Here is an 18,616-nt window from a genome sequence, read left to right on the forward strand (position 1 = left end):
ACCAGATGACGTTCGTTTTTATTTCAACATTTATTGTTCAATTTTAATATATATTTAAGTAAGTAGCTAATTTTTACCCGTATAAAATGTACGGGTTGTAAATTATTTTATGATCATTAGCTAAACGTGAAATGAAAGCTTTATTTCTCAAAATGAATAAGTTAAGATTTTATTAAATCTTCGTACCCGTAAAAATTGTACGGTAAAATTTCGGGAATTAAGAATTGAGAAAGTTAATTTCAGCATCTATTAACCCTAAATTTATTTATGATGAAGTATTACAAATTAATTTTTACAATGATGTTGGCAGGTAGCTTTCTTGTTTCTTGTGAAAAGGATGAGATCCCAGAGGAAGAAATTCAAACCGTGCAGCAGGATGAAAAAGTCTCCAAAGTTATCCTGAAGCAAATTTCTTCTCTCCATTTCAACAATAAAGACGTGGAAATGATTGATTTCCTGTTGCCCGATGGATCTACAGAGAAGAGTCTTTTAATTGAAGGAGATATTGTGATGAGCCCAGATCAATTATCGTCTATGCGACCATCGGCAATTACCGGGAAACAGTATAGAACCTATAATCTGGTAAACCCTGGAACTGTGAATATAATAGGATTTACAGGAGGAGGACAGGCTCTTACTTCCAAGCAGAGAACAGCTTTGCAAAGAGCGGTAAGCAACTATAATGCTCTTAACATCGGACTTAATTTTACGCTCACCTTCGGAACAAATTATGGTCCTTATGATATTGTGGTATATCAAAACCCTAATGGACAGGCTGGGGGAGTAGCAGGTTTTCCAAGTGGTGGAAATGCATATAAGTATGTACAGATCTTTTCGGGAATGGAAAACTACAGCACTGCTACCAATGAGCATGTAATTACACATGAAATAGGACATTCTGTTGGATTACGTCATACCGACTGGTCTACAAGACAAAGTTGTGGTCAAAGTGGAGAAGCAGCGGGAAATGATGGTGCAGTTCACATTCCGGGAACTCCAAGAGGGTATGATTCAAATTCTATCATGCTGGCTTGCTTTAGTGCGAACGAAGATGGAAATTTTGGGTATTATGATAGGGTAGCCCTGGAATATTTATACTAATATTTTAGTTGATTAGCAGTTGAAGAGAGGTTGGCGTCATTGTCAGCCTCTCTTTTTTTAAAAAAAACATTAAAAAAGTTCAAACCCGTAAATATTGTACGGGAAAATTTCAGGTTGATTGAGATCCATACTATACATTTGCTTTACATTAATGAAACAACATGCCGGAAAATTGCGGATTGTTTTTGTAGGGGTACAGTTATATTCGTTTTAGCATTGTTTCATAAACTACTTTATTTAATTAGCATTAAAAGGGTGTCTTAAGAAGCACCCTTTTAAATGATTTTCGGAAGCTTTAAAATATTGTTTAATCTTCCACCTACTGGAATTATTCTCTATATTGCTAATTATAAGTGTTTTGTGCTTTATATGTATATGATGAAGCTATTCAACTGATGAATCCGGAGATCTTTATCTCTGTCACAATAATAAGCATTTTTACCTAACATCCATTTTCAGTCTTAACCAGGTAGTCTTGGTTCTAACCAGCTTATTCATTGAAAATGTTTTATTGTTTAACCACTAAAACCACTTATTATGAAGAATTTGTCACGAATCTTATTTTCCATGTTTGCAGTAGCATGCTTTTATTCTTGTGAGCCCGAAGAGTTACCACAGGATGAAATTTTAGAAAATCCCGTAGAATTGCCAACAGAACCTGTAGGTGATACTGGTAATGAAGGGGATGTGTATGATAAAAAAGATCCTAAAAATTAAAAATGATCTATATTATAATGTAATAAAACTCCATTCGTGGGGTTTTGTTATTTTTACCCAAAATCTATTAATACAGAGTTATAAAAAATACGCTTTATTTTTTGCTTATTAGTCTCTTTTTAGCAGCCTGCTCTAAGGAGGAACCACAGGTTGTACAATCTGAGGAAGCTAAAAAATTGGCAATACTGAAAAATGAATTTTTAGAAGGTAATTCAAATACAGATTCTGTAAAATCTTTAATAATTGATTTACCAGAAGACTCTTTAAAAAATGCATTAGTATATGATATTTCTTATCACTTCTATAGACAAAACGATTCCTTAGCGTTTAGACATTGGAATGAAAAGACCATGAAACTTTCGAAGAAGCTATCTGATTCCCTTCGAATGGCAGAAGCTCATTGGGATCTGGCCAGCTTTTTCGTGGATTATGAAATCATTGATAGTGCCTATTTCCATTATAATAAAGCTTCTATTTTATATTCAAAGGCAGGAGATGATTTTTATTCGGCCAGGATGCTCTTAAATCTGGCTATTCTTCAAAAGAACGTAAAAGATTATACCGGAAGTGAAACTACCACTGCCAGGGCCATCAGGATTATTAAACCTTTACAGGAACACAGACAGCTTTATATAGGATATAATAATCTGGGGATTCTTTTTAATCAATTAGCCGAATATGATAAGGCTTTAGAGTATCATAGGAGAGCAATGGAAAGTGCTAGAGAACTGCATGACCCAGTTTTGGAAGCCAATACCCTGAACAATATAGGAGTGGTCTATGAAAATGATGGTGAATATAACAAGGCTATAGTGAATTATGAGAAGGCGCTTTTGGTGGATAGTCTCTTCCAAAAGCAGCCTAGTATTTATGCCATGTTACAAGATAATCTGGCTTACTCCCGCATGAAGGCAAATCCGAAATTAAATGTAGAATCTCAATTAATGAGATCTCTTCATATTCGTGATAGCATTCAGCATAGTGGAGGTGTTGTCATTAATAAACTACATTTAAGCGAATATCATCTTGGCAAAGGAGACACTCTAAAAGCTGTAAATTTTGCTTCGGAAGCTAAAAACCTGGCAGAAGAGACCATGAATTACAGAGACCTGCTGGCCTCTATGTTGCTACTTTCTAAAATAGATTTAAAAAATTCGAATAATTACCTGAATGATTATGTTACTATTAGTGACAGCCTGCAAAGAGAGGAAAGAGCTATTAGGAATAAATTTGCCCGAATCCGGTTTGAAACAGATGAGTTCATTGCCCGTAACGAAAACCTAAGTCGGGAAATGAATTATATCTATATGGGATCAGCTGCTGTTCTGGGGGTTATACTCCTGGTTTTTGTAAATGTCTACCAGCGCAACAGAAATAAACAACTCAAGTTGGAGCAGGATCAACAGCATTCCAACGAAGAGATTTATAACCTGCTACTTGTTCAGCAGAACAAATTGGAAGAGGGACGACACCGGGAAAAAAACAGGATCTCCAAAGAATTACATGACGGGATCCTGGGAAAATTATTCGGAGTAAGATTTATGCTGGAAAGTCTGCACGACAAGACAGACAAAGAATCTTTAGAGTCCAGGAAAAAATATATTCAGGATCTGCGCTCAATTGAGGAAGAGGTGCGGAATGTGTCTCACGATCTGCAATCAGATTTTTTTTCTCACAAGGAAAGTTTTCTTGAGATCCTGGCAGAATATCTGGCAAATCAAGAAAAAGCAGGAAATTTTGAATTACATTTTCAAAATGACGAATTTATAGAATGGGAGCAACTGAGTAGTAAATTAAAGATTAATCTTTTCAGAATTATTCAGGAGGCTGTAAATAATATTAGCAAATATGCCGGTGCAACAAAGGTGACCATAAGTTTTAGAGAAGTGAGAGATAACCTGGAAATGTTGATACAGGATAACGGTACCGGGTTTGATACCAGTAAAACCATGAAAGGTATTGGTCTTAGAAATATGAAATCAAGGGTAAAAAGTATTCATGGAACCTGGAAGCTTTCCTCGGGAGATGGAGGTACAAAGATTGTAGTAAAAGTTCCGGTAAAATAAAAATTTAATCAATGACTAAAGAACTCAGGATCCTAATGGTCGATGATCATCCTATTATCATAGAAGGTTACAAAAAAGTGCTTCTGGATAATAGATCAGATTCCTATCGGCTTATTATAGACACCGCAAATACTTCAGATGAGGCCAATGATAAAATAGAAACTTCAATAAATGACAGTTTCTATGATGTCGTGTTTCTGGATATTGGCCTGCCCCCCTCAAAGAACAGGGAAATTTCCTCTGGAGAAGACCTGGGGAAAAAGATAAGGCAATCTTCCCCCAACACTAAATTGATCGTGCTCACGATGTTTGTTCAGAATATCCGGTTACTCTCAATCCTTAAGAGCCTTAGGCCGGAAGCCTTTATGATAAAAAGTGATGTTACTGCGACAGAATTTTTGTTTGCGTTTGATACGGTACTGGAAGGACAGACTTATAGCAGCCAGACAGTGCAGGATCTAATGAGAAAACAAATTGTCAATGATTTTTACGTAGATAAGACCGATCGTGATATACTTTACCATTTGTCCTGCGGGGTAAAAACAAAAGAATTACCAGATGTTGTTCCTGTTTCCCTGGCGGCCATTGAAAAGAGAAAGAAAATAATGAGAGAAGCTTTCGGTGTGGAAGACCTCCGGGATATTACTTTAATAAATAAGGCGCGTGAGCTCGGTTTCCTCTAGTATATGTCAATCTTCTGAAGAGGCTGATTACAAGGTAAAAGTTCTCTTTAGGATTTTTAATTTTCTAATTCTGAAGGAGTTTTTCGGTAATAAAATTCTTTCTTCCGAAGTAACTGCTGTGAGCAGCTCCTAAATTAAGAATGATCGTAAATAATCCCGTAAAAATATAGAGTACTTTAAATGCAGTTCCTGTAAAAAATGTGGTCAAAGCATAAGCAGATATCACCACAAGGAAAATTGTAAAATAAAAGGAAAGCCAGTTATCATTTTTAAAACCCAGTCTTTCAAAAAACCTTCCGAAGATCGAAAACCTTTTCTCGTCGGTACCACTCAGCCTTTCCGAGGTAATGTAGCAATTCAGGAATTTTGAAGCAATAATGTCTATAGAAACTAAAGCAATTATCAGGTCCATATTTAAATTTACTTTGGGGGTGCGGGAGCAAAAATAAACAATTTATTGATATAAAAATTTAATTGTTTACTAATAATCAGTGACTTGGTAGTAAAGTTGGGATTATTTCACCGGAAATTTAAAATAAGTATCTGGATAAGGTTCGTTTTCTAAAGTGTAATGCCACCATTCTGTTGCCAACGGACGAAAACCGTGTTTTTGCATGGTGTTTTTGAGTAAAGATCTGTTCCTTTCCTGTTTAGGGGTAATTCCGGGAGCACCATGATGAGAAATCTCTCCAAAAAAATCGTACGAACTTCCCATATCCAGTTCTTTTCCCGATGTAGAGTCAATAATGGTTAGATCTACCGTGCTGCCACGGGTATGTCCAGATCTGCTCGCGATATAATCCAGTTTAAATAAATCCTTTTTATCGACCTCGGGATAAAATTCCGGTTTCATCTGGGTAGCAGCTGTATCCTTTGCCCATGCTATAAAATGATTTACAGCCTGCTGAGGCCGGTAAGCATCAAAAACTTTTAACTGGTATCCCTGATTTTTTAATTCCTGTTGTACTTTTCTTAAAGCATCTGCAGCTTCTGAAGTTAGCAGCGCCACAGGATTTTTGTATCCTTCAATAGGTTCTCCTATAAAGTTATGGTCTCCTGCATACCGAATATCATAAGCAACTTCAGGTATCACTTTATGTACGTAAACAAATCCTTTGGGGGGATAAGTTTCCCGGTCATTTTGGCCGAAAAAAAGTACAGGGAGCAAAAATGTTATTCCGAATATAATTCTATGGAGTTTGTTCATGTTCATAATAAAAGATGATTTTCAGAAGCTTTCAAGATAGTAATTTTGGTGATAATCCACACACCTGAAGAAAATTCCAAAACCAGCCAAACAAAGCTTCCGGAGAAGAAAAGGGTTCCCTTTTAGTTTGTTATTTTTGCATGAACTATTCTTTTATTTCCAGGGCTTACACCATGAGCAAAGATCAAAAAACATATCCGCCTTTTGAGGAAAAATTAAATGTTATTTCTCACGCATTTGGATTGGGACTCAGTATTCTTGGACTCGTCCTCCTGGTTTGGCGTGCAAGTAAACTTGGAGAAACGGTTCACCTGGTAAGTTTCAGCATTTTTGGTGCCAGCATGATCCTATTATATGCGGCTTCCACCTTTTATCACAACGCAAAAAAGCCGGGATGGAGGTACAAGCTGAACATTCTTGACCATGCTTCTATTTACATTCTCATCGCCGGCACTTACACTCCTTTCTCGCTGGTAACGTTGCAGGGCACTACGGGGTGGATCATTTTTGGAACAATATGGGGAATGGCCTTGGCAGGTGCGATCTTAAAATTGTTCTTTATAGGAAAATACAGAACACTTTCTACCATTATGTATGTGGTTATGGGGTGGATCATTGTATTCGCTGTAAAACCTCTGGTGGATAATTTATCGGTTGAAGGGTTGCTGTGGCTGGCGGCGGGAGGGATCGCCTACACCATTGGTGCCTTATTTTTCAGCATGGACAGGATTAAATTCAATCATGCCATTTTTCACGTTTTTGTACTGCTGGGAACTTTCTGCCACTTTATTTCCATTTACCTCTATGTTTTAACATAATCAGCTGAATCTTATAAAAGAGACTGCTTTTCTGAAGAGGCTAGATATGGATCACTCTGCTTTTTGAATGCTGAATGGCATCTTCAAGAATTAATACCGCGGTTTGAACCATATTTCTCAACTCATAAAATTCCGTTGTACCCGTATTAAACGGAGTATCTTCCCGAAGTATCTCCAGAAGCATTAAAAGTTGTTGTAGAGCCCCTTCTTTTTCATCTTTTCCGGAGGAATAGAGAAGATCATAAGTCATAAGTTCATTGAGACGAATCTTTAAACTGCTAATGATCGTAGGATCGGCTTCTGGTCCTGTATGTTTTTCTGAAAGGTTTGCATTAGTTTCCGGGGCTTTGATCAAATCTATTTCCTGAAGGACCACTTTTGCAGCCTGGTGAGAGAAAACCAGTGCTTCCAAAAGAGAATTGGAAGCAAGACGGTTGGCTCCGTGAAGACCGGTGTGCGCACATTCTCCCGATGCGTAAAGATTCTTTACAGAAGTCCGGGCGAATACATCCACAGCAATTCCGCCGCATTGGTAATGTGCTGCAGGTACAATGGGGATGAGGTCTATCCGGATATCGATACCGATGGACAGGCAGTATGAAACGATGGTAGGAAAATGTTCTTGAAAATCTGCATAATCCAGATGCCTGCAATCCAGAAAAGCCGACTTCTCTCCTGAAATTTTTAATTCTTTTACGATGGCTTCAGAAACAATATCCCGTGTGGCCAATTCGCCCCGATGATCGTGCTGGAGCAAGAAGCGATTGCCCTTATGGTTCACCACGTACGCCCCAAAGCCGCGCACAGCTTCAGAAATGAGAAATAAAGGATGTTTATCCTTTTCGTAAAGTGCAGTGGGATGGAACTGGATATAGCTCATGTCCCTGATGCTGGCTCCTGCACGATACGCCATGGCCAATCCATCGGCCGTTGCTACAGCGGGATTGGTGGTGTTTTCAAAGATCATTCCGCTGCCACCAGATGCGAGAAAAGTGATTTTTGAGAAAATATTTTTGTACTGGTTGTCTTCCTTGTCCAACACAGTTACTCCTGTACATAAAGAGCGGCCCACAAGCAAGTCTGTCACAAAATAATTATCTATAAATTGGATGCTTTCCAAAGATTTTGCTTTAAGACGCAGCTTAGTGTAAATTTCCCGGCCGGTAAGATCCCGGTGATGAATAATTCTTTTCTGGGAATGGCCGCCTTCCAGACCCAATTCCAGGTCTCCATAACGGTCTTCATCAAATTTCGCACCCCATTCAATAAGTTCCAGCAATCTTTCGGGCGCCTGGGATACTACCATTTCCACGATGTTTCGCTCGTTTAGACCTTTTCCCGCCCTAATGGTATCTTCTGTATGCTGTTCAAAACTGTCACTAATCTGGTCCAGAACCACAGCCATTCCACCTTGAGCATGTGCTGTATTACATACATCTTTGCTGTTTTTGGTAAGCACAATAATATCAAGATCGGGTCTTTTTTCGGCTGTTTTTATTGCGAAGCTCAACCCTGCAATTCCCGAACCTATTACCAGCACATCTGTTTTCATCTTTTTATATTTCCAGCATACGTTGAATGGGGAGGTGCGCTTTTTTCATGAGACTCTCCTCCAGCAGGATCTCCGGTGTTTCTTTTTCAAGACAGTTGTATAATTTTTGAAGCGTATTCATTTTCATAAAAGCACATTCACTGCAGGCACAGGTATTATCTTCTTTGGCAGGAGCAGGAATAAGGGTTTTATGGGGTACATCCTTCTGCATCTGGTGCAGGATCCCTGCCTCTGTAGCCACGATGAAGGTGTCGTGATCGCTGTTTTTTACAAAATTCAACATTCCCGAAGTGGAACCTATATAATTTGCTGTTTTCAGAATATGATCTTCAGATTCGGGATGGGCAATGATCATTGCCGAGGGATGTTCTTTGTAAAGTTCAAGAAGCTTGTCCAGTGAAAAAGCTTCATGTACAATGCAGGCGCCGTCCCAAAGCAACATGTTTCTTCCGGTTTTTTCGATAAGGTACCTGCCAAGGTTTTTATCGGGCGCAAAAATTATTTCTTTCTCCTCCGGAATCGAATTTATTATCTTTTCAGCATTAGATGAGGTGCACACCAGGTCACTCATGGCCTTAATCTCTGCCGAACAATTAATATAGGTTACCACCACATGATCGGGGTATTCACTTTTTATATTCTGAAAAGCATCGGGAGGGCAACTCTCGGCGAGGGAGCAGCCGGCATTAAGATCGGGCAATAATACTTTTTTTGAAGGATTTAGGATCTTTGCTGTTTCGGCCATAAAATGTACGCCTGCAAAAACGATGATATCTGCAGAAGTTTGCGCTGCTTTTTTCGCCAGTTCCAGACTATCTCCTATAAAATCGGCCACTTCCTGAATGTCAGGTTCCTGGTAATAGTGTGCCAGGATCACCGCGTTTTTCTCCTCTTTTAATGCTTTTAGCCGTTGCTGTAGACTTTTATTATCTGTTGTAATTGTATTCATTTACAATAGTTATAATAGATCGTAAAAATTTCTTACTGAAAATTTCAGGTAGAAAATCCGATTTTGCTTTTATCTAAAACAAAAATAAGGGCAACTGAGCCCTTATTTTATGACCGAAGTCAGGAAATGGGGGAGAATCCTGACCTACGGTTCATTTTTTTGCTTTTATATAAAGTATATTCTATAAGCCTGCAGGTGTGCTTCAATTTCTGAAGAAATCTTTTCTCCTTCTGTTTGTGAATTAACTTCTTTTAACTGAGCAATATGTACGATTAAAGGTTTGAGATAAATATGAAGATTGTCGTGGGATGGGCCTTTCATGTTACATTCAGAAATCAGGGTATTAAGTTCTTCGGCAAGATCATCCCCAAGCTTTTGGTAATTTTCCAAAGATGCTGTTGAAGTTTCCTTTAACAGTAACAACATATTTTGCACCCCTTCGGTAGTTGCTTTGTTAGCTTTCCATTGCTGTCCTTTATCAAGTTGTATTTTTGATTCCCAGGCCATGGGATCGGGACGCTCTGAATTATGTTGCTGATGGACTTCTTCCAATGCAGGTTGTTCTGCATTTTTCTGATCCTCACAACCTATTAACGCAGTGAAAAGAATACAAAGTAAAGCAACTGACTTTTTCATGGTTTGGATTTTCACCAAAAGTAGCTGCTTTGCGCCTGCCGGAATATGATTTGAGTCAGGTTCGGGAAATATAAAGAGTGAGAATTTTCAGATTATACGAAATAATTTGACCAGGCGTAGAAATGTTGCTCCAGTTCAGATTTGATTCGGCTGCCTTCTTCTACAGATTCTACTTCCTGAAGCTCCCGAATTTTTTCGTTAAGTGCATCCATATAAATATTCAGATTGTCGTTAGACGGACTTTCTTCCCGGGTGCGGTTATTTTCGAGGGCGTTTCTTTCTTCTTCCATACGCTTTCCCAATTCCCTGTATTCCTCCACGGTGCCAGGATCACTGTCTTTTAGAATCCCCGACATCCCCTGAACTCCTTCTGTGGTTCCTCTGTCTACCTGCCATTGTTTTCCATTGTCCAGTTCTATATCATCTTCCCAGCCAACTTGTTCAGGATGAACGGCTTCTTCATGATCTATGGTTGGATTTACTTTTTCCGTTTGACGGTTGTCTTTACAACCGGTAGAAAATATACTGAAAAGCAGAGCTAAAATTACCGTAGTTTTCATAATGTAATACTTTGATATTCAATATAATGATTTGTGAGGCAATTTCAAAAGGATGTAAGAAAGCCTCGCCGGGAAACTGCAGAAATAACCTGATTCTTGACTATAATGTTAGAGAAGCAAATAGGCTGTCTAAAAAAATCTTCAAACGTTATTCTGAGTTTATTTCAGAATTTTAATATTATGATTTCAGAATTCATTAGACCCTGATACTCCCGAAGCACCGGGACAGGTTCACGTACAAAGTAATTTTAGACAATCTCTTAGCTGATATAGAAAGGCTCCTATTACGCCATTTCCTCCGGAACTCCGGTCTCGTATGGGTTTTCAGGATCATTGCTCCATTCAAACCAGCCACCGTCATAAACCGATACGTGGGGCCAGCCCATGAGCCAGGCATTAAACCAGGCTTCACTACCGCGCCAGCCTGTTCCGCAGTAGAAAGCAAGGTGTTTGTCGGGAGTGATTCCGTTTTTTTTCCAGATTTCTGCTGTCTCATGGAATTCGCGGGTGGTATGGTCAACATTTCGGTAGTTTTCCATGTGATAGGCATCACTTCCACAGTCGGCAAACACAGCTCCGGGAATCCGGCCTTTTGCCTCTATATAATTATAACCGCTTACTTCTCCAATATACTCCGGATAACTGCGTACGCATACCAGTTCGGAATCTGCTGCTGCCAGCATGTGTTTTGCTTCGGGAACATCTACCGCCAGTTCTGGATTTGCAGGAATCTCTGCCCCGAAATCACCTACCGGATTTTTCGGTACATCTTCCGTACTAATATCATAGCCCGCATCTTCCCATGACTGGAATCCACCGTTGAGTACCCGCACGTCTTTGACGCCGGCATACATCATGATAAAAGCATTTCTTATAGCCCCAATGTCTCCGGCTGCACTGCCGGGAAATTCATCATCATTGTCGGGGAACATGAATTTCCCGTATAAAACCACGGTGGTGTCTGCTGTGATCCCATGCTCTTCAAGGGCTTTTTTCAGCTCTTTGGGACTGCGGCGGTTCCAGGTTTCCGGTGATTCCAGCGCATTGGTATCCATATCAATGGCACCCGGAATATGGCCAGTCAAATAAGCATTACGGTTGCGATAGTGGGAATGAACTACCACATATTTATCATTGGTATATTCTGAAGGTTTTTCTCCGGAAATTAGTTGATGAACCCATTGCGCCGAAACCAGGTGCCGGTAATTCGCCAGCTTCTCCATTGGCAGGGACTCATCGTGAACATATTCTTCCAAAAAGCTATTATAAACTGAAATGTTTGGATAATCTGCCTTTTCAAAATGGGCTGCTACTTTTTGGCTTTCTTCAGCAGTATAGCCGTAGAGAATAAGTTCATCTTCCGGAAGAATTTCCTTGTGGCGCACACTTTCAATCCAGTCCATGTATTTTGTCCATTTTATGGGAAGTGATTTAGCTCCTTTTATATGTCCGCCTCTGCCTTCATTTTTTAATTTCCATCCATTATATGCATTTACAGATCTTACATCAATGATTTTTGCTCCTTTTTCTTTGCGTTTTAGGAGTTCTTTGGTGGTCACTTCTTTATAATGGCTCATTCCAGCTCGTTCTTTTTAGGTGATTTTTATTTAAAAAAGCCTGTGTTTAAAGGCCTTTTCGTAAATCTAGTAAAAAATTCCCTTTTTCCTTTAGAAGCTATAAAAGCTTTAACTAAAAATTTGGAACAGTAGAAACTTTCGTAATTAATGCTTTTTAGAAGTATCATTTTATCTGATTTTTGATCCTATAGATAACAGGATTAAATTTTAAAGCACATTCCGGCAGAGATAATTTTTAAAGGACTTCGGTCAGGTTTTTTCTCTTAGGAATTATTCTGGGGGTTTATCTTTGGTATAGAAAGTGCAGCAATGTATGAAGGCAAAATGCTGTTTTGCAATAACATCAAATTTGTATCTTTACTCTTATGAAAAAGTTTTTTTTAATCTTACTAATTACAATGTTAACCTCTGTTTCTTTTGCACAGGAGCAGAAAGGTTTTGAAGTAATTTCGCCTGCCGAATATCAGGAGCAGATAAGGAGTGAACAAATACATTTAATTGATGTAAGAACTCCCGAAGAGTTTGCGGAAAGCCATATAGAAGGAGCTAAAAATATAAATTTTCATTCAAATGATTTCTTAGCTCAGTTTTCTCAACTGGAACGTGAAAAACCTGTATATCTCTACTGCAAAAGTGGTAACCGCAGCGGAAAAGCGGCCAAAGAACTCGCCGATATGGGCTTTACAAAAATTGTTGATCTTAAAGGCGGATTCCTGGCCTGGAAAGAGTTTGTTAAAGAGTAATTTATGCCAAAGAAAGAAGAATTGATCACCCGCGACTGGCTGGCTATTGACAGAACGCGGATGGCTAATGAAAGAACATTTTTAGCTTATTTTCGCACCTTTGTAGTAATCTTAAGCTCCGGAATAGCCATTTTAAAAGTAGAGGTCCTCGAGGAAATGTACGGACTTGGTGTTTTTCTTGTTATTGTGGCACCAATAATCCTCACGATTGGAGTTGGGCGTTTTATATACGTGAAAAGGCACATCAGGAAATATCACCAGGATTGATTTAATTGGTCTTTTCTAGCTCATTTTAGTCACTTCAGATGCTTCGGATAAAATTTCCTCATTCGGGGAAATCTGCTTTATCTGCAATTTTCCAATAATTCAGGAGCGTTCCTTCAGGAAATAGAAGCCGGAAAATACCTTTACTCCTGAACCTTCAGCAGTAAAAATTTCAGGAACATTTATTTAAGCAGATTTTCTACTTCAGATTCTGTTGAAAATGCCTTAACTTTAAATCTTATGAAAAAGAAGAATGAAGCAGTAAGAAAAGGCTTTGTATTCAAAAAATACGAAGAGCCGGATATTTCCCCTTTTGATAAACTTTTTGAGATTTTCAAGGAATTGATCACCCATACTTCGGGAGATTTTGACGAAGCTATTGAATGGTTGCGGCAGCTCGATGTGGAATATAGCCTCACAACAGAGGATTATTCGATCGATGATTTTATTGAGGACCTTAAGAAGAAGGGATATATTCGTGAAGAAATTGATCCCGACGGTAATGGTGGGATGGCCATTACGGCGAAGACCGAAAGAGCCATTCGGCAGCAGGCACTAAACCACATTTTCGGAAACCTTAGAAAAAGTAAATCGGGTAACCATTCTACCAAACGACAGGGAATGGGAGATGAACATACCGGGGAGTTCAAAGATTTCCATTATGGAGATCCACTTGATAAAATCTCCATGACCGAAAGTCTGAGAAATGCGCAGATAAATCACGGTACAGGCGATTTCAAAATGACCGAAGATGATCTTGTGGTCGAGGAAACTCATCATAAATCCCAGATGAGCACCGTTTTAATGATCGACATTAGCCATAGTATGATCCTCTACGGCGAAGACAGAATCACCCCTGCGAAAAAGGTGGCCATGGCGCTCGCAGAACTCATTACTACCCGCTATCCGAAAGATACTTTGGATATTCTGGTCTTTGGAAATGATGCCTGGGCAATTTCCATTGCAGATCTGCCGTATCTTAATGTAGGGCCTTATCATACCAACACTGTTGCAGGCTTGCAACTGGCGATGGATCTTTTGCGCCGAAAACGAAATACCAATAAACAGATATTTATGATCACCGACGGCAAACCGAGCTGCATCAGGGAAAGGGATGGTACATATTACAAGAACAGTATGGGGCTTGATTCCTATATTGTTGACAAATGTTACAATGCCGCACGGCAGGCAAGAAAATTACATATTCCCATCACCACGTTCATGATTGCACAGGATCCCTACCTCGAGCGTTTTGTGCGGGAGTTTACGCAGGCGAACCAGGGGAAGGCATTTTTCACCGGACTAAAAGGGCTGGGGGAAATGATCTTTGAAGATTATGAAGCGAATAGAAAAAGAAGGATAAAAGGTTAAACATAGGTTCAGTAATAAGAGGAGTAACAGTAATTTTTTACAGTTTTTTGACATTTCCTGAAATATTTTAAATGACGGCTGTGAAAAAGCCAGCTGCCTAACATTTACCACTGCATTAAAAAGAACACATGAAAAAAGAAGATATTAAAAATTTTGGAACACTGAAAAAATCAGGTTACCAAAGCAAGAGTATAAAAGAAGAGCTAAGACAAAATCTAATAGAACGAATTAAAAAAGGAGAAGCGGCTTTTGAAGGGATTCACGGGTATGAACACACTGTAATTCCAGAGCTGGAAAGAGCTATTCTATCTAAACATAATATCAATTTGCTGGGGCTGCGCGGGCAGGCAAAAACCAGGCTGGCTAGGCTAATGGTAAACCTTCTGGATGAATGGATTCCGGTGGTGGAAGGATCTGAAATCAATGATGATCCTTTAAAGCCAATTTCAAGATTTGCAAAAGAACTTCTGAAGGAAAAAGGGGATGATACACCTATTTCCTGGGTGCACCGTGAGGAGCGGTTCTTTGAAAAACTTGCTACCCCAGATGTTACGGTGGCCGATCTTATTGGTGATGTTGACCCAATAAAAGCCGCAAACCTGAAACTGAGTTATGCCGATGACCGGGTGATCCACTTCGGAATGATTCCGCGGGCGAACAGAAGTATTTTTGTGATCAACGAATTGCCCGATTTGCAGGCAAGGATCCAGGTGGCTTTGTTCAACATACTTCAGGAAGGCGATATCCAGATAAGGGGATTTAAACTGAGACTTCCGCTGGATATGCAGTTTATTTTTACTGCAAACCCCGAAGATTATACAAACCGCGGAAGCATTGTGACTCCCTTAAAAGACAGGATAGGATCTCAGATCCTTACCCATTATCCTAAATCAATTGAGATTGCAAAATCCATTACACAACAGGAGGCAAGGCTGGATGAACGTCAGCAGAATATGATACATGTTCCCGAACTGGCAAAAGACCTGCTGGAACAGATTAGTTTCGAAGCCCGCGACAATGAATTTATAGATGCTCGAAGCGGGATTAGTGCCAGGATGAGTATTTCGGCTTTTGAAAACCTGCTAAGTACAGCCGAACGCCGGGCCATTAAGAACGGAGAAGATAAAACGCTGTTGAGGTTTGGCGATTTCCTCGGAGTTATCCCGGCAATAACCGGAAAAGTAGAGCTGGTTTATGAAGGAGAGCAGGAGGGAAGCGCTACCGTTGCCCATCAATTGATTGGTGATGCTGTGAAGACCTTGTTCCCCGATTTCTTTCCGAAGATTGAGAAGCTGGAAAAAGCAGATGCAGAGAGTCCGTACAATGATCTTGTGGAGTGGTTCTTTTCAGAATCGGGATTTGAACTTCTGGATGATATATCCGATGAAGAATACAAAAAACAGCTCAATTCAATTCCGCCTCTAAACGAGCTTATCAAAAAATACCAAAAAGATATCCCAGAGCAGGATAGCTACTTCCTGAAGGAGTTTTTACTATGGGGATTGGTGGAATACAGAAAACTCAATAAATTCCGCTTTTCTGAAGGTCTTCAGTTCAAGGATCTCTACGGAAGCTATATCAGCGGACTTTAAATAACTTTTCATTACAGAAAAAACAAAAAATGCCTCATCATTTTATGGATGAGGCATTTTTTTATTCCCTAATTCAGAATTTCATATTTCTTGTCGAAAATGTGATTTTTCATTTCTTTTATAGTTAAAAATATATACATTTACCATCAGTTTATACTGATAATGAGAAACGACCAGTCCATATTTACTTCTACAACTTCTGCTATGATGGCTGGCATGATGATTATTTCTACTACGATTACCCCTTTGGGGTAGTAAGCAATATATTCCGTCCGCATTCCTATTTGCTTTTAAGCAGGCAAATAATCCTTTAATCAACTAAAACCATATTATGAATATTTTGAAATTCGGAGGCTCCTCTGTGGCATCCCCAGATCGTATAAAAAAAGTTGCTGAAATTGTTCAGAAGAAAGCACAGGAAAAAAATACGGTGGCTGTATTTTCGGCTTTTGGAGGAGTAACCAATGACCTTCTCAAAATGGCAGAATTAGCTGCCGATGAAGATCTAACCTACAAAGATCTTCTGGAGAAAAATGAAAAACGGCATCTGGAAGCGGTAAAAACCCTTATTCCCGTAAAAGATCAAAGCAGTATTTTAAGTAAGGTCAAGAATGAATTCAACCGGCTGGAAACCCTGTATGAAGGGGTTTACCTGCTCAACGAGCTTTCCAACAGAACAAAACACGTGATTGCAGGCTACGGGGAGATTCTTTCTTCTCTTATTATTACAGAATATTTTAGAAGTCTGGGAGAAGAAGTTCAGTTTGTTGATTCCAGGGAGCTTATTGTTTGTAAAAATACCAATGAAAAGATCCAGGTGAATTATGAGAAAACCTATAATAATATTGAAGATTTCTTTTCTGAACATGAAGCCAATATCTTTGTGGCCCCTGGATTTGTGGCCAGAAATGAGCAGGGAATCCCCAGCACTTTAGGTAGGGGAGGATCAGATTTTACAGCAGCGATCTTTGCCGGGGCTCTTAATGTAGAGAGGCTTACAGTGTATACTGATGTAGATGGAATGTACACGGCAAATCCAAACATCGTCCCGCAGGCGTATTCGCTAAAGAATATTTCTTATCAGGAAGCGATGGAATTATCTCATTTTGGAGCCAAGGTGTTATATCCACCCACACTTCAGCCCTTGCTGAACAAGGGAATCGAGATCCATATAAAAAACACTTTCAGGCCCGAAGAGGAAGGAACATTGATCTCGAAAGGTAGCCAGGAGAATTTCAGATGGGTGACAGGAATTACACATATTGATTCTGTCAAGCTCGTGAATATCGAAGGCAGCGGAATGGTAGGTATTCCGGGTTTTTCAAAACGTTGTTTTGACGTCCTTTTTCATGAAAATATCAACGTGGTATTAATTACCCAGGCTTCTTCTGAACATAGTATTTGCATTGCCGTAAAAGGAGACGAGGCCGAAGCTGCAAAACTGGCTTTGAATGAAGCTTTTGAAGTAGAGATCCAAAGTCATAAGATCAAAGCTGTGGAGGTTGAAGATAAGGTGGCCATCGTTGCATTGGTTGGGGACAGGATGAAGAGCCATCATGGATTGAGCGGAAAAATGTTCAGTGCACTGGGAAATAACAATATTAACATCAGGGCCATTGCACAGGGATCATCTGAAAGGAATATTTCTGCCGTGATCGCAAAGAAAGATGTTACAAAGGCACTCAATGTCCTTCACGAGCAGTTTTTCGAAGTTCCGTCAAAAGAACTCAACCTGTTCATTACCGGCGTCGGAAATGTTGGGAGTAAACTGCTGAATCAGTTGAAGAGTCAGGAGCAGTATTTACTGGATAAACTGCGACTGAAGGTAAGGATCCTCGGACTTTCAAATTCCCGGAAAATGATCTTTGATGAGAACGGACTTGATCTTGATAAATGGCAGGACCTGATCGAAGAAGGAGAAAAAGCAGATCAGAAAGCCTTTTTTGAAAAGGTAAAAGAACTGAATTTAAGGAACAGCATTTTTGTGGATAACACCGCAAGTGCAGAGATCTCTTCCCTCTACAGTGCCTACCTCGGAAATTCCATTTCTGTGGTGACCTGTAATAAGATTGCCTGCTCTCAGGACTTCCAGGGATATACAAGGCTGCAGGATCTCTCCCGGGAATACGGAGCTTCCTTCCTCTATGAAACCAACGTGGGTGCAGGATTACCAATTATTGATACCCTTAAGAACCTCGTAGCTTCGGGGGATAGAGTAACAAAAATTCAGGCGGTACTTTCCGGAAGTCTCAATTTTGTTTTCAATAATTATAAAGGCGAAGAACCTTTTTACAAGGTAGTGGAAGCGGCCATGAAAGAAGGCTACACTGAACCCGATCCAAAAATAGACCTTAGCGGCATTGATGTTGCCCGAAAGATTTTGATCCTTTCCCGTGAAAGCGGACTGGAAATGGAGCTGGGGGATATCGAAAACGACAGCTTCCTTTCTGAAGCAAGCCTGAATTCTGAATCAAATGAAGTCTTTTTTGATCTACTGAAACAGGACGAACCCGACTTTAAAAAGATGTACGAAAGTGCAGCTGAAAATAATGCTCAGCTAAAATATGTAGCTCAGCTGGAAGATGGAAAAGCTAAAGTGGGATTACAACAAGTAGGCCCCGAACATCCGTTCTACAATTTAAGCGGGAGTGACAATATCGTGTTGTTTTTTACAGACAGGTATAGTCAGCAGCCATTGATCGTAAAAGGAGCGGGCGCAGGTGCAGATGTGACTGCCTCCGGAATTTTCGCAGACGTAATAAGGATCGGAAAAAAGTAAA

General features: G+C 39.7%; 18 protein-coding genes. 10 read left to right on the forward strand and 8 right to left on the reverse strand.

Annotated elements, in window-relative coordinates; genetic code table 11:
- Window positions 1-270: 270 nt before the first annotated feature.
- From IE056_RS07535 to IE056_RS07550, 4 genes are all read left to right on the forward strand, one after another.
- Complete coding sequence (locus tag IE056_RS07535) at window positions 271-1,101, forward strand: M57 family metalloprotease (protein ID WP_189604094.1); 831 nt, start codon at window positions 271-273, stop codon at window positions 1,099-1,101.
- 537 nt (window positions 1,102-1,638) lie between these two features.
- Window positions 1,639-1,818: a hypothetical protein gene (locus IE056_RS07540; RefSeq protein ID WP_189604095.1), complete on the forward strand. Its 180-nt coding sequence runs from the start codon at window positions 1,639-1,641 to the stop codon at window positions 1,816-1,818.
- A 176-nt stretch (window positions 1,819-1,994) separates the two neighbouring features.
- The gene (locus IE056_RS07545) at window positions 1,995-3,884 is read left to right on the forward strand and encodes an ATP-binding protein (protein WP_189604096.1); all 1,890 of its coding nucleotides are present in this window, start codon (window positions 1,995-1,997) and stop codon (window positions 3,882-3,884) included.
- A gap of 11 nt (window positions 3,885-3,895) precedes the next feature.
- Window positions 3,896-4,567, forward strand: a complete 672-nt coding sequence (locus tag IE056_RS07550; protein ID WP_189604097.1) for a response regulator — start codon at window positions 3,896-3,898, stop codon at window positions 4,565-4,567.
- A gap of 64 nt (window positions 4,568-4,631) precedes the next feature.
- Here the strand turns inward: IE056_RS07550 and IE056_RS07555 are convergent, their stop codons facing one another.
- Entirely contained in the window at window positions 4,632-4,979 is a 348-nt protein-coding gene (locus IE056_RS07555) for a hypothetical protein (RefSeq protein ID WP_189604098.1), read from the reverse strand.
- Window positions 4,980-5,081: 102 nt separating this feature from the next.
- On the reverse strand, window positions 5,082-5,780 hold the full coding sequence (locus IE056_RS07560) for a M15 family metallopeptidase (protein WP_229793694.1): 699 nt from the start codon (window positions 5,778-5,780) through the stop codon (window positions 5,082-5,084).
- A 134-nt stretch (window positions 5,781-5,914) separates the two neighbouring features.
- Here IE056_RS07560 and trhA point away from each other — a divergent pair, with 134 nt between their 5' ends.
- Window positions 5,915-6,592 (forward strand): PAQR family membrane homeostasis protein TrhA, encoded by a 678-nt coding sequence (gene trhA, locus IE056_RS07565; protein ID WP_229793695.1) that lies wholly within the window; start codon window positions 5,915-5,917, stop codon window positions 6,590-6,592.
- 40 nt (window positions 6,593-6,632) lie between these two features.
- Here the strand turns inward: trhA and nadB are convergent, their stop codons facing one another.
- The 5 genes from nadB to IE056_RS07590 form a co-directional block, all read right to left on the reverse strand.
- Window positions 6,633-8,144, reverse strand: coding sequence for an L-aspartate oxidase (gene nadB, locus IE056_RS07570; RefSeq protein ID WP_189604099.1), 1,512 nt, complete (start codon window positions 8,142-8,144; stop codon window positions 6,633-6,635).
- Between the two features lie 4 nt (window positions 8,145-8,148).
- A complete protein-coding gene (gene nadA, locus IE056_RS07575) occupies window positions 8,149-9,093 on the reverse strand; it encodes a quinolinate synthase NadA (RefSeq protein WP_189604100.1) in 945 nt (314 codons plus the stop codon).
- A 165-nt stretch (window positions 9,094-9,258) separates the two neighbouring features.
- Window positions 9,259-9,729, reverse strand: coding sequence for a hypothetical protein (locus tag IE056_RS07580; protein WP_189604101.1), 471 nt, complete (start codon window positions 9,727-9,729; stop codon window positions 9,259-9,261).
- Between the two features lie 92 nt (window positions 9,730-9,821).
- On the reverse strand, window positions 9,822-10,289 hold the full coding sequence (locus tag IE056_RS07585) for a hypothetical protein (protein WP_189604102.1): 468 nt from the start codon (window positions 10,287-10,289) through the stop codon (window positions 9,822-9,824).
- Window positions 10,290-10,573: 284 nt separating this feature from the next.
- The gene (locus tag IE056_RS07590) at window positions 10,574-11,866 is read right to left on the reverse strand and encodes a sulfurtransferase (RefSeq protein ID WP_189604103.1); all 1,293 of its coding nucleotides are present in this window, start codon (window positions 11,864-11,866) and stop codon (window positions 10,574-10,576) included.
- A 365-nt stretch (window positions 11,867-12,231) separates the two neighbouring features.
- Between IE056_RS07590 and IE056_RS07595 the strand changes: the two genes are divergently transcribed.
- The 4 genes from IE056_RS07595 to IE056_RS07610 all read left to right on the forward strand — a co-directional run bounded on the left by IE056_RS07595 (window position 12,232) and on the right by IE056_RS07610 (window position 15,836).
- A complete protein-coding gene (locus tag IE056_RS07595; protein WP_229793696.1) occupies window positions 12,232-12,609 on the forward strand; it encodes a rhodanese-like domain-containing protein in 378 nt (125 codons plus the stop codon).
- A 3-nt stretch (window positions 12,610-12,612) separates the two neighbouring features.
- The gene (locus IE056_RS07600) at window positions 12,613-12,876 is read left to right on the forward strand and encodes a DUF202 domain-containing protein (RefSeq protein ID WP_189604104.1); all 264 of its coding nucleotides are present in this window, start codon (window positions 12,613-12,615) and stop codon (window positions 12,874-12,876) included.
- Window positions 12,877-13,113: 237 nt separating this feature from the next.
- Window positions 13,114-14,244 (forward strand): vWA domain-containing protein, encoded by a 1,131-nt coding sequence (locus IE056_RS07605; protein ID WP_189604105.1) that lies wholly within the window; start codon window positions 13,114-13,116, stop codon window positions 14,242-14,244.
- 128 nt (window positions 14,245-14,372) lie between these two features.
- Window positions 14,373-15,836 (forward strand): AAA family ATPase, encoded by a 1,464-nt coding sequence (locus IE056_RS07610; protein WP_189604106.1) that lies wholly within the window; start codon window positions 14,373-14,375, stop codon window positions 15,834-15,836.
- A gap of 146 nt (window positions 15,837-15,982) precedes the next feature.
- On the opposite strand, the gene IE056_RS18605 is transcribed toward IE056_RS07610, so the two are convergent.
- Window positions 15,983-16,114, reverse strand: coding sequence for a hypothetical protein (locus tag IE056_RS18605; RefSeq protein WP_262891443.1), 132 nt, complete (start codon window positions 16,112-16,114; stop codon window positions 15,983-15,985).
- A gap of 53 nt (window positions 16,115-16,167) precedes the next feature.
- On the opposite strand from IE056_RS18605, the gene thrA reads away from it, so the two are divergent.
- Window positions 16,168-18,615, forward strand: coding sequence for a bifunctional aspartate kinase/homoserine dehydrogenase I (thrA, locus tag IE056_RS07615; protein ID WP_189604107.1), 2,448 nt, complete (start codon window positions 16,168-16,170; stop codon window positions 18,613-18,615).
- Window position 18,616: the final 1 nt, after the last annotated feature.

The sequence above is a fragment of the Salinimicrobium marinum genome, assembly GCF_014651535.1.
Lineage (GTDB): Bacteria > Bacteroidota > Bacteroidia > Flavobacteriales > Flavobacteriaceae > Salinimicrobium > Salinimicrobium marinum.